At 61.3% G+C, this 19,242-nt stretch carries 17 protein-coding genes; 10 read left to right on the top strand and 7 right to left on the bottom strand.

All coding sequences use genetic code 11. The features are described 5' to 3' along the window. Positions 1–31 precede the first annotated feature (31 nt). Both ctlX and ADU59_RS13180 read right to left on the bottom strand, forming a co-directional pair. On the bottom strand, positions 32–964 hold the full coding sequence (gene ctlX, locus ADU59_RS13185) for a citrulline utilization hydrolase CtlX (RefSeq protein ID WP_068954594.1): 933 nt from the start codon (positions 962–964) through the stop codon (positions 32–34). A 21-nt stretch (positions 965–985) separates the two neighbouring features. After that, on the bottom strand, positions 986–2,035 hold the full coding sequence (locus ADU59_RS13180) for an ornithine cyclodeaminase (protein WP_068954593.1): 1,050 nt from the start codon (positions 2,033–2,035) through the stop codon (positions 986–988). A gap of 142 nt (positions 2,036–2,177) precedes the next feature. Between ADU59_RS13180 and ADU59_RS13175 the strand changes: the two genes are divergently transcribed. Beyond that, entirely contained in the window at positions 2,178–2,624 is a 447-nt protein-coding gene (locus tag ADU59_RS13175; protein WP_068954889.1) for an Lrp/AsnC family transcriptional regulator, read from the top strand. A 148-nt stretch (positions 2,625–2,772) separates the two neighbouring features. Further along, a complete protein-coding gene (locus ADU59_RS13170; RefSeq protein ID WP_068954592.1) occupies positions 2,773–3,729 on the top strand; it encodes a sugar-binding transcriptional regulator in 957 nt (318 codons plus the stop codon). Between the two features lie 40 nt (positions 3,730–3,769). Here the strand turns inward: ADU59_RS13170 and dhaL are convergent, their stop codons facing one another. The 5 genes from dhaL to ADU59_RS13145 all read right to left on the bottom strand — a co-directional run bounded on the left by dhaL (position 3,770) and on the right by ADU59_RS13145 (position 10,774). After that, positions 3,770–5,536, bottom strand: coding sequence for a dihydroxyacetone kinase subunit DhaL (dhaL, locus tag ADU59_RS13165; RefSeq protein WP_068954591.1), 1,767 nt, complete (start codon positions 5,534–5,536; stop codon positions 3,770–3,772). 38 nt (positions 5,537–5,574) lie between these two features. Beyond that, entirely contained in the window at positions 5,575–6,540 is a 966-nt protein-coding gene (locus tag ADU59_RS13160; protein ID WP_068954590.1) for an ABC transporter permease, read from the bottom strand. Continuing rightward, positions 6,530–8,029 carry a sugar ABC transporter ATP-binding protein gene (locus ADU59_RS13155; RefSeq protein ID WP_068954589.1) on the bottom strand — a complete coding sequence of 500 codons (1,500 nt, stop codon included), beginning with the start codon at positions 8,027–8,029 and terminating at the stop codon, positions 6,530–6,532. The genes ADU59_RS13160 and ADU59_RS13155 overlap by 11 nt, the downstream gene beginning before the upstream one ends. Positions 8,030–8,107: 78 nt before the next feature. Beyond that, on the bottom strand, positions 8,108–9,052 hold the full coding sequence (locus ADU59_RS13150) for a substrate-binding domain-containing protein (RefSeq protein ID WP_068954588.1): 945 nt from the start codon (positions 9,050–9,052) through the stop codon (positions 8,108–8,110). Between the two features lie 291 nt (positions 9,053–9,343). Next, positions 9,344–10,774, bottom strand: coding sequence for an NAD-dependent succinate-semialdehyde dehydrogenase (locus ADU59_RS13145; protein WP_068954587.1), 1,431 nt, complete (start codon positions 10,772–10,774; stop codon positions 9,344–9,346). A gap of 111 nt (positions 10,775–10,885) precedes the next feature. Here ADU59_RS13145 and ADU59_RS13140 point away from each other — a divergent pair, with 111 nt between their 5' ends. From ADU59_RS13140 to ADU59_RS13105, 8 genes are all read left to right on the top strand, one after another. After that, the gene (locus ADU59_RS13140) at positions 10,886–11,566 is read left to right on the top strand and encodes a GntR family transcriptional regulator (protein WP_083198251.1); all 681 of its coding nucleotides are present in this window, start codon (positions 10,886–10,888) and stop codon (positions 11,564–11,566) included. A gap of 3 nt (positions 11,567–11,569) precedes the next feature. After that, positions 11,570–12,562: a proline racemase family protein gene (locus tag ADU59_RS13135; RefSeq protein WP_068954585.1), complete on the top strand. Its 993-nt coding sequence runs from the start codon at positions 11,570–11,572 to the stop codon at positions 12,560–12,562. 32 nt (positions 12,563–12,594) lie between these two features. Beyond that, positions 12,595–13,437 carry a transporter substrate-binding domain-containing protein gene (locus tag ADU59_RS13130; protein WP_068954584.1) on the top strand — a complete coding sequence of 281 codons (843 nt, stop codon included), beginning with the start codon at positions 12,595–12,597 and terminating at the stop codon, positions 13,435–13,437. A 94-nt stretch (positions 13,438–13,531) separates the two neighbouring features. After that, complete coding sequence (locus ADU59_RS13125; RefSeq protein ID WP_068954583.1) at positions 13,532–14,188, top strand: amino acid ABC transporter permease; 657 nt, start codon at positions 13,532–13,534, stop codon at positions 14,186–14,188. Beyond that, on the top strand, positions 14,185–15,051 hold the full coding sequence (locus tag ADU59_RS13120; RefSeq protein WP_068954582.1) for an amino acid ABC transporter ATP-binding protein: 867 nt from the start codon (positions 14,185–14,187) through the stop codon (positions 15,049–15,051). The genes ADU59_RS13125 and ADU59_RS13120 overlap by 4 nt, the downstream gene beginning before the upstream one ends. A gap of 103 nt (positions 15,052–15,154) precedes the next feature. Further along, positions 15,155–16,633, top strand: a complete 1,479-nt coding sequence (locus tag ADU59_RS13115; RefSeq protein ID WP_068954888.1) for an aldehyde dehydrogenase family protein — start codon at positions 15,155–15,157, stop codon at positions 16,631–16,633. Positions 16,634–16,647: 14 nt separating this feature from the next. After that, complete coding sequence (locus ADU59_RS13110) at positions 16,648–18,342, top strand: GMC family oxidoreductase (protein ID WP_068954581.1); 1,695 nt, start codon at positions 16,648–16,650, stop codon at positions 18,340–18,342. 11 nt (positions 18,343–18,353) lie between these two features. Next, positions 18,354–19,136, top strand: a complete 783-nt coding sequence (locus tag ADU59_RS13105; protein WP_068954580.1) for an HpcH/HpaI aldolase family protein — start codon at positions 18,354–18,356, stop codon at positions 19,134–19,136. Positions 19,137–19,242: the final 106 nt, after the last annotated feature.

Raw genomic sequence — 19,242 nt, 5'->3', positions numbered from 1 at the left:
CGGCATGCATTTGCCCGGTGGGATGCCGCGCTCACGAGCGCGGTGCCAGGTGAATGCCCGCCAGCGTGCAGCGGACCGAGCCACCGGCCCGCTCGATGGTCGGGATGTCGAGCGCAACCGGCGTTGCGCTTTCACTGATCTTGGCGATCTGATCCTTCGTCAACGCGGCAAAGGCGGTGGTGGACAGCGCCAGGATGCGGCCCTCCCTACCCTGCAATTCGATGGCATTTCCGGCGAAACTCGCGATCTGCGCGTGGCTCAAAGCCACGACATCCCGGCCGGATCGTTCGATGCGATCGACAATCTCACGGCGCCGTGCAGCATTCGAGATCATGTCCAGTCCAATCATGGCGAAATCGGTCGCGATACACATCAGCACGTTGGTGTGATAGACCGCGACACCGTTCTCGTCCTCCGCGGCAAAAGCCATCGGCTCGAAGTTGAACTGCGTGCAGAAGCGCTCAAGCGCGATCGGATCCGTCCGGTCGGACCTGACCGCATAGGCCACCCGATCGATATGATCGAGCACCATGGCTCCGGTCCCCTCCAGGAACAGCCCGTCCGGCTCCAGACCAGAATAGTCGATCACTTCCTGAACACGGTAGCGGCTCTTCAGCATGTCGATGACATCGGCGCGGCGCTCGCGACGGCGATTGGGGGCCTTCATGGGATAGATTGCCACGTGCCCGCCGGCATGAGTCGAAAACCAGTTGTTCGGAAAGACGGAATCGGGCGTGTCCGTGCCGGTATCCTCGAAGAGATGGACATCGACCCCATGCTGTCTCAGCGTTTCGGCAGCGCGGGTGATTTCGGCGTAGGCCAAGGGGGCGAAATCGGTCCCGGAATTGTCCGTAGCCTGAAACCGGTTGTCCACGGCCGTTTCGGTGTTGACCGTGAAATGATACGGCCGCACCATGACGACGGCGGCAGGAGCCTGGACGGAGAAGGTTGGTCGTCGGGTCATGATTGGCAAACTCCTGGCGTATCAGTGCGCACGTTGCAGCATGCCGAACAAATCGCGAGGATCGTCCGGATCTGCGATCATATCCAGGCTCTGCTGGAAGTCGGTTCCGGCCACCCAATCGCGGACATAGCGAAGGGCCGAGAAGTCCTCGATGGCGAAACCGACGCTGTCGAACAGCGTCACCTGCCGCGCATCCCGCCGGCCTGGAACCTCGCCGTTCACCACGCGCCAGAGTTCGATCACGGGGTAGTCTGCCTCCATCTGCTGTATCTCGCCTTCGATCCGGGTCTGCGGCGGAAATTCGACGAACGTATCGGCACGGCGCAGGATATCGCGGTGCAATTCCGTCTTGCCCGGGCAGTCGCCGCCGATGGCGTTGATGTGCACGCCGGTGCCGATCATGTTGTCGGTGAGGATCGTGGCGAACTGCTTGTCAGCCGTACAGGTCGTCACGATGCCGGCGCCCTCGATCGCGGCTTCCCCGGACGTGCAGGCAACGACCGTCAGTCCGGACCCTTCGAGATTCCGGCGGGTCTTTTCCGTCGCCTGCGGATCGATGTCGTAAAGCCGCACGCTGTCGATACCGCAGACCGCTTTCATGGCCAGCGCCTGGAACTCCGCCTGCGCACCATTGCCGATCATGGCCATACAGCGCGCGCCGGCCGGTGCCAGATATCGCGCGGCCATTGCCGAGGTTGCAGCCGTCCGCAATGCGGTCAGAAGCGTCATTTCTGTCAAAAGCACGGGATATCCGGTCGCCACGTCGGCAAGGAGGCCGAAAGCGGTGACGGTCTGCAGCCCCTCCGCCGTGTTCTTGGGGTGACCGTTGACGTATTTGAAGCCATAGACGACCCCGTCGGATGTCGGCATCAACTCGATGACGCCGTCGCGCGAATGGCTGGCGATCCGGGGCGTCTTGTCGAACATTGGCCAGCGCCGGAAATCCGCCTCGATCGCATCGGTCAACTCGGACAGCACGGTCTCGATACCGATATGGTGGACGAGTCGCATCATGTTGTGGACACTGACGAAGGGCACCAATGCCTTCACGGATGGTTCGGCGTTGAACATGACAGCTCTCCTCAACAGGTTGCGACCGACTGACATGAGGATAGTTGCGAATGATGCTGATCAAAATTGCATTATCGCACTAAATTTGCTGTCCATCTGATGAAATTGTACAGTACTACTGTACAAAACGATGGGGGCGATCATGGCAGACCGGAATCTCGCAAAATATTCACCGGATGACCTGGACCGCCGCCTTATTGCGCATCTGCGCGCGGACGGACGTGCGCCACTGTCGAAACTGGCCGATGCGCTGAACGTATCGCGGGGAACCGTGCAGAGCCGGCTCGACCGGCTCATCGAAACCGGTACGCTTGCCGGTTTCACCATACGCGTGCGGGAAGACTATGATGAAAATGCGGTGCACGCGGTGATGATGATCGAGGTGGTAGGCAAATCGACCACCCAGGTCATTCGCAAGCTGCGCGGTTTGTCGGCAATCCATATGTTGCATACGACCAACGGCAATTGGGATCTCGTCGCCAATATCCGCACCGCCAACCTCTCGGAGTTCGACCATGTGCTGCGCGAAGTCAGAATGATCGACGGTGTTGCCAACAGCGAGACGAGCCTGCTGCTGAGCAGCGTCTAGCGCGCCGCCGGTGGACATGCAGCCGTAAAATGTTCGCTCCGCGAACGACGGGAGCACAATCACGCTGGCTCAATACACCGGTCTCGTTTATTTCCAAGAGATTGAACAATGTCCCCTTTCTCGCGGGATGTTTGCATGGGGAGTGGGTATGGCCGAGGAATGGGAACCTTTCGACGACGAACTGGAGCGCGCGCGCGTCGCCTGGTTCTATTTCATCGGCGGGCAGACCCAGCAGGAAATCGCCCAGCGGATGAATATCACCCGGCTGAAGGTGAACAAGATCATCGGCTCCGTGCGGGAATCCGGCAGTGTGCAGGTAAGTGTGACACTGCCCCTGACCGACTGCGTCGAATTGGCCACCAAGGTTTCGGCACGTTATGGCCTGACGGAAGCCGTGGTGGTGCCGGATCTCGATGATTTCGTTGAACAGAAACGGGTGATCGGCGAAGCGGCCGGCGGCATGGCAAGCCTGCTCATTCATGAACACGACATGGGTGTCGGAATCGGATCGGGCCGCACGTTGAGTTTTGCAGTGCGGACGCTTCGCGCCCGGCCGAAGCCGGAAAGCTGGGTTGTCGGGCTGACGGGCGGCGTGACGCGAGGCTCCGGCACCAACACGTTCGAGGTAGCAACTGCGTTTGCCCGGGCGCTCGGCGTTGAATGTCACTATCTGACCGCGCCGATCTACTGCGCCAACCCGGAAAGCCGCAATGCCGTGCTTTTGAACGACGAGTTGACCGACGTGCTGGCCCGCACGGAGATTGCCGATATCGGTCTCGTTTCCTGCGGGCCGGTCGCGGAGGACACATCGCTCACACATATCCGGGTGGTGAAGGACCATCTGGATTCGGTGCTGAAACTGGGCGCGGTCGGTGAGTTTCTCGGCTGCTTTCTCGATGCGCAGGGACGGCCGATCGACCATTTCCTCAACGATTCGATCATCGCATTGCCGCCGGACAAGCTGAAGCTGAAGCCGGTCTCGATCCTGGTTTCGGGCGGAACGAGCAAGATCCCGATCATCAGGGCGATTCTACGGGGCGGATATGTAAACCGGCTCGTGACCAACGAGGCCGTTGCCCGTGCCCTTCTGCAGGGGCCGCGCTGACGCGGCCCACCTGCATGCTGAGGAGAGGCTATCGCCTCATTCAGCCAAGCGCGGTTTCCAATGCGCCGGCCATGGCGCGCAGCATGATAAAGCTTGACGCAGCGCCAGGATCGATGTGGCCGACCGAGCGGGCACCGAGCTTGGCCGAGCGGCCACGCCGGGACTCCATCGCCACCGTGGAACGCATGCCGGCTTCAGCGCCATCGCGCGCCGCCGCCAACGTTTCAAGGGCAGGCAAGCCTTTGTCCGCGCAGGCTTGGGCCGCCACCACGGCAGGAACCCAGGCATCGATCATCGTCTTGTCGCCGGGCTCGGCCCTGCCGCGATCCCGGATGCCCTGGCAAGCGGCCGTCAGCCAGTCGGCCATCGCGCCACCATCTAGGTTCAGCCGGTTTCCGACCGCCGTTCCCGCACGCAGGAAAGCGGTCGCATAGAGCGGGCCGGAGGATGCGCCGACGGCATCCAGAAAGGCCTTTGCCATCCGTTTGCACGTCCCTTCGATCGTCTCGTCGTCCGGAGCATCCTGCATGGCGCTTTGCACGGCTCTCCAGCCGATTTCCATGGTGATGCCATGGTCGCCGTCGCCGATGACGCCGTCAAGTTCCGAAAGCCAATCCTTTTCCGCAATGATCTGGTCGCCGACATTCTGCATCATCGCCCGGAATATGGCGGGCGTGACGTCACCGTCCGCGATAAGGTCACGGGCTGCCTCAACGGTGCTGCTGCGGTTTTCCGCCGCCTTCTCCGTCCGGCGGCTGCGCAGGCCGGCCGCCGCGCCATCAGTGAGCGTGCCGACGGTCAGCGCCGGGGTACGGCACGGATGATCGAGCAGGCTCTGGAGCGTTGCATCCAGCTTGATGAGCGTGATCGAAGCTCCGGCCATTTCCAGCGAGGTGGCGTATTCGCCAACCCATGAGGCGTGGATTTCCACACCGAGGGCATCCAGCCGCTCTTTCACCCGGCGGAAGACGAGGTAAAGTTCGATCTGTGTCGTAGAGCCCAGTCCGTTCACCAGCACCGCCACGCGGTCGTCTTTCGCCAGCGAAAGCTCGCCGACGATCGTATCCAGCAGTTCGTCGGTCACCTCATCGACGGGCGCGAGCTTCTGGCGGCGGATACCCGGTTCGCCGTGCAGGCCCATGCCGATTTCCATATCCTCGTCGCCGATGGAGAAATTCGGCCTTCCGGTCTGTGGCAACGAGCAGGCGGCGAGCGCCACACCCATCGAACGGGTTGCATCGTTGGCCGCCTGCGCCAGCGCCTCGACGCGGGCCAAAGGCTCGCCAAGATCGGCGGCAGCGCCTGCAATCTTAAACACGAAGAAATCCCCGGCAATGCCGCGTCTTTCCTCCTTCCGGTCGAGCGGTGCCGATGCCACGTCGTCGGCGACGGCAACGTGGCGCACGGTCATGCCTTCGGCTGCCAGTTCCTCGGCCGCCATGGTGAAATTCAAGACGTCGCCTGTATAGTTGCCGTAAAGCATGAGCACGCCGACGCCACCATCCGCCGCACGCGCGGCATCGGCAATCTGTGCCGGTGAAGGCGAGGCAAAGACATTCCCCACGGCCGCGGCGTCGGCAAGGCCCCGCCCGACATAGCCGGCAAAGGCAGGCTCGTGGCCGGAGCCTCCGCCGATGACGATGCCAACCTTGCCGTCACGCGGCCCGTCGACGGCGACGACGGCCCGGCCGGTCTGGCCCTCGACCTTCAGCATGTCGGGATGCGCGCCCACCATGCCCTCGATCATCTCGGCGATGATATTCTCCGGCGCATTGATCAGTTTCTTGGTTCTAGCGTGTTCGGTCATGATCGTGTTTTCCGTAAGGTCTTGGCCGGGTTGTTCGTTCAGGCAGCGTCGCGGCGCAGATAGCGGCGGGAAATGGCATCAAAAGAGATAGCCAGTACGACGATGGCACCGGAAACGATACCCTGCCAGTAGGGAGAAACGCCAAAGAGAACGATGATATTCTCAATAACGGCAATGATGCCAGCGCCGAAAATAGCGCCGATCGGGCTGCCGACCCCACCGGTCGTGGCCACCCCGCCGATGACGGAGGCTGCGATCGGGGCGAGCACCCAGGTATCCCCGATCGAGGGCTGGGCCGTGCCGAGGCGGGCCACCATCAGCACACCGGCCAGGGCCGCCAGCGCACCGGCGACAACGAAGACGATGAGGCGGATGCGATCGACCCGAATACCGAGCATGCGGGCAGCCTGCGGATTGTTGCCGATCGCGTATATGTACCGGCCGAACGGCGTCTTGAGCAGCACGAAGGCGGCCGCGATCAGAGCCAGCAACATGATGAGGAAGGGCACCGGCACGCCGAGAAAATCGCCACGGCCGAGAAACTGGACCTCACGCGGAATACCAGTGATTGCCACGCCGCGTGTCAGCACCAGGTTCGCCCCACCGAAAATGCCGGCCGTGCCGATGGTCAGCACCAGCGAATGCAGTCTGAGCACGGTGACCAGCAGCCCGTTCAGCAGCCCGAGACAGGCGCCGAACAGGACGGCAAGCAGCATCGAAAGAGCCGGATTGATCTCCATCTTCACCATCAGAATGCCGGAGACCACACCGCAAAGCCCGCCGATGACGCCAAGCGACAGGTCAAGCTCGCCGAGCACCATCAGCATGGATTGCGCAATGGTAATCAGTCCCACGAAGGCCAGCCCGCGGGCAACGACCATCATATTGTACGGCGTGAGAAAATACGGCGAGATCAGCGACGACAGCGCGAAGATGACGGCAAGCGCAACGAAGACGCCGGCCAGCGGATTGCGTAGCAGGATCGAGAGAGAACTAGATTGCATCGGCTTTCGCCTCCGTTCCGAAAATGGCGCCGACAAGGATTTCGGTGTCCGTCGCGGCGGTATCGAATTCGCCGGTGATGCGCCCGTTGTGCATGGTGATGATGCGGCTCGCGCATTTGCGCAGCTCATTGATCTCGGAGGAGACGAGGATGACGCCCACGCCGTCCTCCGCCAGCTCCTTCATGATGCGGTAGATTTCCGCCTTGGTGCGGATATCGATGCCCTTGGTGGGTTCGTCGAAGATCAGGACGCGCGGCCGGTTGGCCATGGCGCGACCGATGATCGCCTTTTGCTGGTTGCCGCCCGACAGATGCGAAATACGCTTGCCCATGCCGGCGGTGCGAATGCCGTAATCGTCGATGATCTTCTGCACGCCGGCGCGTTCGCGCCTGTCGCTGATGCCGAGCGGCCCGACCGTGAGCGACAGTATGGAAATGCCGATGTTTTCGCGCAGTGACAGCATCGGGAAAATGCCATGATGCTTGCGCTCTTCCGAGAGATAGAGCATGCCGCCCGTCACCGAGCGGGACGTGTCGTTGAGCGGCCAGCCCTTGCCCTCGACCGAGACCGTACCGCCGGAAGCCTTGAGATACCCGAAGATGGTCTGCATCACCTCGGAGCGTCCGGCACCGACAAGACCGGCGAACCCGAGGATCTCCCCGCGGCGCAGATCGAAACTGACATCCTTGAAGCGGGCACCCGAAAGGCCGTTCACCTGCATGATCGTATCGGTCACCGACGTTTCCGGACGGAAATGGTCTTCCATGGCGAGATGCCGGCCGGACATGGCGCGGATCAGATCGGCCTCGGCGATATCGGAAACCTTGCCGCTCTCGACTTTCTCGCCGTTGCGCAGGACCGTATAGTCGTCGCCGATCTCAAAGACCTCATCCATCTTGTGGCTGATAAACACCACGGCGTGGTCGCGGTCGAGAAAGCCGCGGATGACCTTGAACACGCGGTCCACATCAACGCGCGTCAGCGCGGAGGTGGGCTCGTCGAGGATCAGCACTTTCATATGTTCATTGGTGGACGCCCGCGCGATCTGCAGCAACTGCTGGTCGGAAACCGAAATATGGGCGACGAGATCCTGCGGCCGCGCCTCTATGCCGAAGCGGGCCAGATAGGCCTGCGCCTCTTCCATCAGGGCGCGGCGGTTGAACAGCGTGCCGCCATGACCGGTGCGGTCGAAGGGCATGAACAGGTTTTCCGCCACCGTCATCTGCTGAAACAGGGTCAGCTCCTGCGGCACATAGGCGACGTTGCGGTAAAGCGCGGGGTCCTCGGTCGGATCGCGGCCGTCGATCAGGACCTGGCCACGCGTCTGCCGGTCGGTTCCGGTCAGGATCTTGACGAGGGTCGACTTTCCAGCACCGTTCTCGCCGGCAAAAATATGGGTTCGACCGAGTTCGATCGTCAGGTCGACGTCATTGAGGGCGATTACACCGGGAAAATCCCGGCCCAATCCCCGCGTTTCGAGATAAGCCATATGCCACCACCTTCAGGCAAGACGCGGTCAGGGGCGCGGGTTTGGGCCCGCGCCCCTGCGATCGTCCTGGGAGCTTGATCAGCCGCCGACGTTTTCCTTGGTGAGGAAGGCATTTCCGGTGTCGATATAGCCGGGAACCGGTGCGCCCGTGGCCTGCGACCAGAGCATCATGACGGACCAGTAGCCCTGCAGTTCCGGCTGCGATGCGGAGGAGCTGTCGGCAACGCCATTGCGGATCATCTCCAGCATTTCCGGCAGGTTGTCGAGCCCGACGAGGGTAACCTCGCCCTGCTTGCCGGCTTCGACGATCGCCTGACCGATACCGATCGGGCCGGCAGCGTCGGAAGCGACCCAGCCCTTGAGATTCGGATTGGCCTGCATGATGGCCGCGGCCTGCTGCTGCGCGGTCTCGATGCTGTCATTGTCGATGCCTTCGGCGACGACCTTGATGCCCGGGTTTTCGGCAAAGACCTGACGGTGGCATTCGGCGCGGATGGCATGGTTCGGCGCCGTCGGCACACCCATCATGATGGCAACTTCACCTTGTCCGCCGAGCACTTCGACGAGGCGGCGGGCGGCGATCTTCGCCTGCTCGCAGAAATCCGAGCCGATATAGGTGATCTTCATACCTTCCGGCGGAACGGAATCGAAGATGACGAGCGGCACTTTCTGGGCCTGGGCTTCCTCGAGCGAGGCGCGATTGCCCGAAGGATCGAGAAGGTCGATGGCAAGACCGTCCGGCTGCGTGGCCAGCGCGCTGTCAAGGATCTGGTTCTGCTGGACCACGTCGGCAGCCTGCGGCGCCGAATAGATAACCTCGATATTGGCGCCCGTCTGCGCCTTCAGGGCGGCGGCGGCCATCTGCGCACCATCGTTCACCTTGTCAAACCAGGGGTGAACGACCTTTGGCACGATGACGAAGCGATAAGAGTCCTTCTTTGTCGTTCCGGCCGCATCCTGAGCCTGCACGGCGACAGGAAGTGCAAATGCGGCGCACGCCAACAGCGTAGCGAGTTTCTTCATGGAATACCTCCCTTTGCGGCAGGCGAAACCTCCTTCGCCTGCTCATCCGGGGAACTGTCCGCCGATGGACTCCTCTGTCCCGGTGGCCCCCTGGAGGTAATGAATACATATGTATTTCTATTTTTACAAGAGTAAAAATTCCTCTCTGAGAAGCCCTCTCATCGCTTGAAGAAACTGCCATGAGGTAACGGGCGGCATCCCTGGCAGAAACCAACGATGAACAGTGCCACGCGGGACAACCGGAACGGCCCTGAAAGCATCCGCCGCTCCGGTCATGCAAGCCGACTGCCGTCAGGCTTCGGTCACGAATTTTGTTCGCAGATAAGCCTCCAGACCTTCGATGCCGCTTTCAGAGCCGTATCCGGACTCGTTCACGCCACCGAACGGCGTCTCGGGGGTGGAGACCATCATATGATTGACACCGACCATGCCGGCTTCCAGCGCCATCTCCGTCTTCTGGGCCAAACTGAGATTGAACGTGAAAACAAAGGAGGCAAGGCCGTAAGGCAGACTGTTGGCCCGCTCGATTACCTCATCGAAGGTCGAGAAACGCGTGACCGGCGCGATCGGACCAAAGGGCTCTTCCGACATGATCCGCGCCGTATCGGGCACATCGCGCAACAGCGTCGGGGCGTAGAAATACCCCTTGCCGCCAAGGCGCACGCCGCCGGTTACCACGGCCGCACCGTTTGCCTTGGCATCGCTGACGAGCGCGTCCATGACATCAAGGCGCCGGGGCGCAATCATCGGCCCCATCTGAATGCCATCCTCAAGACCGTTGCCGACCTTCAATTTCTCCACCCGCGCAGCAAAACCGGCGATGAAGGCCTCGTAGATCGCCTCGTGCACATAAAAGCGGGTCGGCGACGTGCAGACCTGCCCGGCATTGCGGAACTTGAACATGACGACGGTATCGAGGGTTTTTTCGAGATCGGCATCCTCATAGACAATGACCGGAGCATGGCCGCCAAGTTCCATCGTGCAGCGCTTCAGCGTATCGGCGGCCTGTTTCTGCAGCAGCTTTCCAACAGCAGTCGATCCCGTCAGCGAAACCTTTTTCGGAATTTTGGAGGCGATGAGGTGCGAGGACACCCGCGCAGGGTCGCCGAAGACGATATTGAGAACACCATCGGGAAGACCCGCATCCTGGAAGCATCGCGCGATGGCCACAGCCGTGCCCGGCGTTTCTTCCGCCGGCTTCAGAATGATCGAGCACCCGGCACCAAGCGCGCCTGAGATCTTGCGAATGACATTGCTCGCCGGGAAATTCCAGGCGGCAAAGGCAACGACAGGACCAACCGGCTCCTTGAACATCATCTGACGCACGCCGGGAAGGCGGGCCGGAATAATGCGGCCATAGGCGCGCTTGCCCTCTTCCGCATACCAGCGCGTCGCGTCGGCTGCAAACTGGACTTCGCCGGTGGCCTCGCCGATCGCCTTGCCATTTTCCAGGGTAAGTATCCGCGCGATCGCATCCTTGCACTGCTCTATATGGTCCGCAGCCTTATTCATGATGACGGCGCGCTGCATGGCGGTCATCGCCTTCCAGACCTTGAACCCTTTTGCCGACGCATCCAGCGCCCTGTCGAGATCGGCGAGCGTTGCATGCGGGACGGTCGCCAGCACCTCCTCGGTCGCCGGATTGATCAGGGGCTCCGTCTTGCCGTCCGAGCCCTGAAGCCATTGGCCGTCGATCAGAAGTTCGATCTTTTCAGAAAACATTGCCGGTGTCCTTTCCCGTTCAAAGCCAAATCCGCAGCGGGCTGTGATGAAAATATGAAAAAGCCGCTGCGAGTGGCTTGACGTGTATATTGTATACATTATGGTGTCGACATGATTTTAGCGCGCATCCAGAAATTATCCGTCGCCATTCCCGAAAACCTCGCAGAGATGCTGGAGGAAGAGATCATCTTCGGCCGCATCAAATCGCAGGAGCGATTAACAGAAGAGATGGTTGCCGAACGCTACGGCGTCAGCCGGTCCCCGGTTCGTGAAGCGCTCCGGCTGCTGGAGCGTGACGGGCTGGTCGTTCGTGAGGCACGGCGTGGCATCTGGGTATCGCCGATGTCGCAGCGCGATTTCGACGAGATCTATATGTGCCGCATTCCTCTCGAAGGGCTGATCGCACGGCAGGCTGCCGAATCCGACCATCCGGACAAACGAGCCGAATACGACACTCTGATCGCCGACCTGAAGGAGGCGCAGGCAAAGAACGACGTTCGCCAGTTCTTCATCGCCGACGTTCGCGGCTCCTTCATTCATTACACGCTTGCGCAGAACAAGACACTGATGCGCCTGCTGGCCGGCCTGGAAAAACAGGCGCTGCGTTACCGCTTCCATGCTTACGAGCAGAATCCGAAGATCATCCAGCTGTCGCTGGAAGACACGACGCGCATTTGCGAGGCGATCATCGAGGGCGATGGCGAAGCCGCGCAGAAGCTGACGGAAAAGCTCATCCACGAAATCTGGCAGACGATGCGTACCGGCATTCTCGACTCGTTCGGACGAGGCTAGGTCATGATTGCGTTCTCTTCGTCCTTCAGCGTCATCGATTCCCATACCGCAGGCCACCCGACCCGCGTTATCCTGAGCGGAATCCCGAAGCTGTCGGGCGACAGCGTTCGCTCAAAGCGCGACGATTTCCGTCTGCGCTTCGACCATCTGCGCACCGCCCTTTTGCACGAGCCGCGCGGACATGCCGCCATGGTCGGCCTTGTGCCGGTTGCCTCCGAGGTGGCCGATTACGGGGCATTCTTCATCTCGTCCTATGTCTATCTCGACATGTGCGGGCACGGGACCATCGGCTTTGCCAAGACGCTGGCGTTCACCGGACAGATCACCGCAGCGATGGGCGACAGCTTCACTCTGGAGACCCCTGCTGGCATCGTCACGGTCGGCCTTGTCTGGGCCGAAGACGGGTCTCTGGACAGGGTGCGGATCGAGAATGTCCCGAGCTATGTCGGCCTTGAGGACCTCGCCGTTTCGGTCGATGGCGTCGGCGATGTTGTGACCGACATCGTTTACGGCGGCATGTGGTACGCTTTGGTCGATGCAGATGCGCTCGGCCTGACGCTTGCGCCGGAACATGCCTCGGCGCTGATGCTCGCCGGCTCCAGAATCAAGACGGCGATCAAGCAAAAGGTACAGGGGCTGGCACCATTCGAAGGATCGCCGGCGCCCAGCGTTCTCTTTTACAGCGCCGCATCGCCCGATGCCGCCGTCCATTTCCTGGTGCTGGAATCCAACAAGTTCGACCGGTCGCCCTGCGGCACCGGCACCGCCGCCCGCATGGCCCATCTCCTGAGCAAGGGCCTGCTTGCCGAGGATCAGACCTACCGCGCCAGCAATATCCTCGGCATTCCGTTTCAGGCGCGCTTTGCCAGCCGGACAACGGTTGCCGGCCGGGAAGCCATTGTTGTGGCGATCGAAGGTGCTGCTTTCATCACCTCAACCCAAACCATCCATTTTGAGAAAGGAGATCCTCTCTCAAACGGATTCCTATGCAGCTAGTCATCCAGAAACCTTAAAAAAGGGGAATAAAAATGAGACTGACCGCACTACGTACATTTATCGCCGCCGCCGCCATGGGCCTGAGCCTGTTGACCGCGCCGATAGCCGCGCAGGCCGATGACAATCCCTCGGCCGTCATCGACCAGATTCGTTCCAGCGGCGTTCTGAAGGTTCCGGTCATGACCGGCGAGGAACCCGGTTACATCAAGGATCCGAAAACCGGCGAATGGAGCGGTTTCTACTACGAATTCCTCGGCGAAATCGCCACGCAGCTCGGCGTCAAGCTCGAGCCGGTCGAAACCACCTGGGGCAACCTTGCCGCCGACTTCCAGTCCAACAAGATCGATATCGCCATCGGCGTCAATCCGAACCCGAAGCGCGGCCTTGTCGTCGATTATCTCTGGGAACCGCTGTTCACCGACGCCTGGGCCGTGCTGACGCCTCCCGGCAAGCCGGTCAAGACCTGGGCCGAGCTCAACGATCCGTCCAAGACCGTCGTTGTCCAGAAGGGCAGCACGATGCAGATCGTCGCAGAGGCGCTGTTGCCGAAGGCAACGATCACCCCGGTCGAAGATCGCGGTCTCGCGCTGATGGAACTGCAGTCCGGCCGGGCCGATGGCGTCGTGTTCGCCGTCTTCGACGCATTGCAGATCACCAACCAGAAGATCGGCGATGTGTCGCTGCCGGAACCGATCCTGCGCAACCCGGCAACACTCGCAGTCGCCCGCAAGCCCGGCAATGCAGGTTACATCAACTTCCTGACCAACTGGATCCAGCAGGAGCGTTCGCTCGGTCTCGCACAGGGCAAGCTTGCCCGCGCATGGGAAGCCCGTGGCATCGACCTGACGATCCTCCCCGCAGGCTTCAGCTTCTGATCCCATAACCGCCTGACCGCGGCACGCGCGGCGGTCAGGCTTTTATTATCGGCGTCTCCGGCGTCCCCGTGCACATGCACCGGTGAGGACAACCATGTTCGACTACACTGTCATCACAAACAATATCGGCCTGCTCTGGCAGGGGCTGCTGATGACGCTCTACTTTACCGTCATCACAATCGGCGCCGGCCTCGTGCTGGGCCTGTTTATCGGCCTCATCCAGCTCAGCACCTTTCGCCCGCTGGTCATCTTCGGGCAGGTCTATGTCGAGTTCTTCCGTAACATACCGCTGCTGGTCACGCTTTTGTGGGTCTACTACGCCTTTCCGATCTTCGCGGGCGTCAACGTCACGAAATTCTGGGCAGGTTTCATCGGCCTCAGCTGCTATGTCGGCTCCTTCTACGCCGAAATCCTACGGGCGGGCGTCCAGTCCGTCGATGCCGGACAGACAGATGCGGCCACAGCCATCGGCATGTCCTACGGACAGCGCATGCGCCGTATCATCCTGCCGCAGGCATTCCGCAAAATGATCCCGCCACTGGCCGGTCAATCGATCATCCAGATGAAGAATACGACGCTTCTTTCGATGATCACCGTCCCCGACCTGCTCTATCAGGCAAGCTATATCAGCAGCTTCACCTACCGTCCGATGGAAGTTTACACGGCCGTTGGCGCCATCTTCCTCATCATCCTCGTGCCGCTGACCCTGCTGTCGCGAAAACTTGAAAAGAGCGGAGCAAGCGTGAAATGACCACGACACCGGACACCATCGCATCCGCAAGCGGCAAGGCTGAAACCACCGTCCTGCGTCTGGACCGCATCTGCCTTCAATTCGGAGACAAGCGGGTTCTCAAAGGGGTTGATCTCGCCGTCCGGCAGGGCGAAGTCGTTGTCCTGATCGGCGCAAGCGGGTCGGGGAAAACCTCGCTGCTGCGCTGCGTCAATCTGTTGAACACGCCGACCAGCGGCAGCATCGTGATCGACGGCGAGGTGCTGTTTCACACCGAGGCCGAAGACAAGGGCGGCTCGCAGATCCCCAGCCAGGAAGTCAACCGGATCCGCTCAAAGACCGGCATGGTCTTCCAGCAGTTCAACCTGTTTCCCCATATGACGGCCCTTGAGAATGTCATGGAAGGGCCCGTCATCGTGAAAAAAGAGCCCAAGGACGAAGTGCGCAAGACGGCACTCGACCTCCTGGCGATCATGGGCTTGCAGCAGCATGTCGATAAATATCCGCGCCAGCTCTCGGGCGGCCAGCAGCAGCGCGTTGCCATAGCACGCGCCATGGCCATGCAGCCCAAGGTCATGCTTTTCGACGAGCCGACATCCGCTCTTGACCCGGAACTGGTGGGGGAAGTGATGAAGGCGATGGTCGATCTGGCAAAGAGCGGCATGACGATGGTGATCGTTACCCATGAGCTGGGTTTCGCCTTCGAAATCGCCGACCGGGTGGTGTTCCTCGATCAGGGATTGATCGTCGAGCAAGGGCCTCCGGGCGAGGTTCTCCTGCATCCCGAACACCCGCGCCTGAAGAGCTTCGTGGAACGCTTTCATGAATCCGCCGATCTGCTGCGCCCGTTCCTGGAAGCGCGCCAGGCGAAAAAGGCCGAATGAGGCGCGCCATCCCGCGCGCCGGACAACCACAGATCCGAAGGGGCTGAAAACGCCCTGCTACAATCAGATGCGGCCTGTCACCGCCGCAGAAGGAAAGACCATCATGACTTTGAGTTTTGATCCGTCCACCGTTGCCGTCCCGCAGGGCCATCACATCGGTGGCCGCTACATCGCGCTTCCGGGTGAGGAAATCGCCGTCCTGCGCCCGTCGGATCTGCAGCTGATGGGTACCATCACCGATGGCGGCGATGCTGCCGTGCAGCAAGCTGTAGACGCGGCGAAGGCGGCCTTGAAGCAGAGCAATTGGGGCAGGATCGTGCCACGTGAACGGGCGGCGATCCTCATGCGTTTCGCAACGCTGATCGAGGAAAACGCCACCTATCTCGGGCAACTCGAAGCGCTCGGCTCCAGCCGCCTGGTCTCCGGAACGATCACCGGAGATGCCGTGCGCACCGCCGGCGTCGTTCGCTTCTATGCCGAATATTGCGACAAGGTCGAAGGGATCGTCACAGCAACGCAAGCCGATACGCTGAGTATCCTGAAGCACGAGCCCTATGGCATTGTCGGTGCGATCGTGCCGTGGAATTTCCCGATGATCACGGCCGCGTGGAAATTCGCACCGGCGCTTGCGGCGGGCAACGCGATCGTCATGAAGACCTCCGAACTGACGCCGCACAGCCTGCTGGCACTAGCGGAACTGGCCACACAGGCTGGCGTTCCGGCCGGCCTGTTCAATGTCGTCAATGGCTACGGCCATACGACGGGCGCGGCCATCGTCCGCCATCCGGACATCATGATGATCTCGTTTACAGGCTCGACCCAGACGGGTGCTGCGATCATGTCGCTGGCGGCGCAATCGGGCATCAAGCCGGTGACGCTGGAACTGGGCGGCAAGAGCCCCCAGCTGGTTCTGGCCGATGCGGGCGACCTCAGTGTCGTGGCGGCCCGCGTTTCGGCGGCGTTCATGGCCAATGCCGGACAGGTCTGCACGGCAGGCTCGCGCCTGATCGTCGAAGACACGATCGCGGATGAACTGATCGAGCGCATCATCGGCATCACCAAGGCGATCAAGGCGGGGCCGACCTGGGACGAGACAACGACCTTTGCACCGATCATCAGCCGCAAACAGCTCGACCGGATCGACGGCATGGTTCGCCAGACCATTGTCGAAGGCGCATCGGTGATCACCGGCGGAGCCGCACTCGAAAGCCGGAATGAAGGCAGCTTCTACGCACCGACCGTTCTGGAAAACGTCTCCGACGACAATATCGGCTTCAAGGACGAGTTTTTCGGTCCGGTTCTCACCGTTCGCACGTTCTCGGACCTGGAAGAAGGCCTGCAGCTGGCGGCCCACCCGGTCTACGGTCTTGCGGCCAGTATCCACACGACGGATATGAAGAAGGCGCTCAAGGCCGCCGATACCATAGAGGCCGGAATGATCTGGGTGAACCAGCACGGGCGCGGTCCGGAATTCACCTATCAGGCCGGCGGCTACAAGGGCTCCGGGTTCGGCAAGGACATGGGCCGGGCTGGGATTGAAGCCTATCTCCGCCAGAAAGCCATCTGGGTCAATTACGCCTGAGCGAGCGCACCTCCATGCAATATGATTATATCATCGTCGGTGGCGGCTCGGCCGGAGCCGTTCTTGCCAGCCGTCTTTCCGAAAACGGCAGCAAGCAGGTCGCGCTCTTCGAAGCGGGACCGGACACGCCGCCGGACGATGTGCCGGATGTTATCGCCGACAGCTACCCCGGCCTGTCCTACTTCGATCCGCGATTCCACTGGACCAATCTGAGGGTCTACAACCGCTCCCCGAAGCTGAACTCCGCCACGCCGAAAACCGCCAAGCTCGAGCAGGCCAAGGTGATGGGCGGTGGATCCAGCATCAACGGCCAGTTTGCCGTGCGCGGCCTGCCGCACGACTATAACGAATGGGAAAGTCTCGGTCTGCCGGGCTGGGGCTGGGACAGCATGCTGCCCTATCTGAAGAAGCTGGAGCGCGATCTCGATTTCGACGGCGAGATGCACAACAAGACTGGCCGCATCCCGATCCGCCGCGTTTTCCCGGAAGACTGGGCAGGCTTTACCAAGTCGGTGCTGAAGGCGACGGAGGCGGACTATCCCTACCGCCCGGATTATAACGGCACATTCGAGGATGGCTCCTTCCCTCTGCCGCTCTCCAATGAGAATGACCGCCGTGTTTCAACGGCTACCGGCTATCTCGACAAGCAGGTAAGGGCGCGCAAGAACCTCCACATCTTCGCCAATGCCTTCATGGAAAAGCTCGTGAGCGAAGGCACCCGGATTACCGGTGTTTCGGTGACCATCGGCGGAGAGACGAAGGTCTACAGCGCTGGCGAAGTCATCGTCTGCGCCGGTGCGCTGCATTCTCCTGCCATCCTTCTGCGCGCCGGCATCGGCCCGGCAGCGCAGCTGCGCAATCTCGGCATCGACGTTCTGGCCGACCGTCCGGGCGTTGGCGAAAATCTCACCGACCATCCGCATCTCGCGGTCGCTGCACATTTCAAGAAGTCGGCGCGTCTGCGGCCCGGCCAGCGCCGCCATATCTTTCTCGGCGTGCGGTATTCCTCCAACTACCAGGATTGCCACCCCGGCGACATGCTGCTCATGCCTGTCAACAGGGCTGGATGGCATCCGCTCGGCAAGGCGATGGGGGCACTCAACGTCTGCGTCAACAAATCCTATTCGCGCGGTACGGTCACGCTGAAGACGTCAGCGCAAGCGGACGAACCCGTCGTCGATCTGAACCTTGCGTCTGACGGGCGCGACCTCATGCGTCTGGTCGACGGCTTCAAGCGGCTCTACCGCATCATGATGACGCCGGATGTCCAGCAGCACGTCAACACCTGGTTTCTGGCCGGCTATAGCGACGAGGCGCGGGCACTGAGCGTGCGCAAACCATCCAACTGGCTGAAGACGGCCAGCGCCGCCTATGCGTTCGACTACCTGCCATTCTTCCGCGACACGCTGCTCAAGCGCAAGTTCGGCACGGCCGATCGGATGCACGCGATGATCAAGGATGACGACCTGATCGCCGATTGGGTCAAGCAGTCCGTCTGGTCCGGCTGGCACGTGTCCGGGACCTGCAAGATGGGGCACGACGACGATCCGCTGGCCGTTCTCGATGCCCATTGCCGCGTGCGCGGCGTCCAGGGCCTGCGGGTGGTCGATGCCTCGATCATGCCAACCATCGTCGCAGCAAACACCAACATCACCACGATCGCGATGGCCGAGAAGGCCGCCGATCTCATTCTCGGCTCTTCCAACTAAAGGATCCTGCTATGCGTAGAAACAAGGTAAAAGACATCTGGGCCGCCGGCGGCGAAGTCGTCACCGGATGGCTCGGCATTCCGTCGTCGATCTCGGCCGAACTGATGGCGCAGCAGGGCTGGGATGCCCTGACCGTCGATCTTCAGCACGGTGCGACGGACTACACCGATGCGGTGCCGATGCTGCAGGCGATCTCGACCACCGATACCGCCCCCTTCGTGCGCGTTCCCTGGAACGATCCGGCGATCATCGGCAAGGTGCTCGATGCAGGCGCCTATGGTGTGATTTGCCCGATGGTCAACACGGCCGATGAAGCCGCCGCCTTCGTCAAGGCCTGCCGTTATTTCCCGAGGGGCGGCCGCTCGGTCGGCCCCCTGCGCGCTTCGCTCTATGCCGGTTCCGACTATTTCCAGCATGCCAATGATACGATCGTCACCATGGCGATGATCGAGAGCGAGGAAGCGGTCAAGAACCTCGAAGACATCCTCAAGACGCCGTATCTCGATGCGATCTTCGTCGGCCCGTCGGATCTCGCCGTCACCATGGGCGAAGCCCCCGGCTTCGATCCGCGCTATCCGGCCGTCTACGAGGCGATCGAATATATCGCCGCCAAATGCAAGGAGGCGGGCGTCATTCCGGGCATCCATTGCGGCTCTGTCGCCTATGGCGCCGACATGCGCAAGATGGGCTACCGCTTCATGGCCTATCTCTCCGATTTCCGGATGCTGCAACAGAGCGTGTCGCGTTCGCTGTCGGCATTCCGCTCCGGCATATCGAGCGAAATCGCACCGTAACGGAGCGCGAAAGCCTGCTGGCGAAAGCGTCGTCCGGCAGGCTTCCGATCCGATTGTCCGCATGCCGCTATTACAGATAGCGCCTCATGCTCTTGTAGGTCCAATA

Source organism: Pararhizobium polonicum, assembly GCF_001687365.1.
Taxonomy (GTDB): Bacteria; Pseudomonadota; Alphaproteobacteria; order Rhizobiales; family Rhizobiaceae; genus Pararhizobium; species Pararhizobium polonicum.
This window is presented reverse-complemented; position numbering and strand designations above follow the sequence as displayed.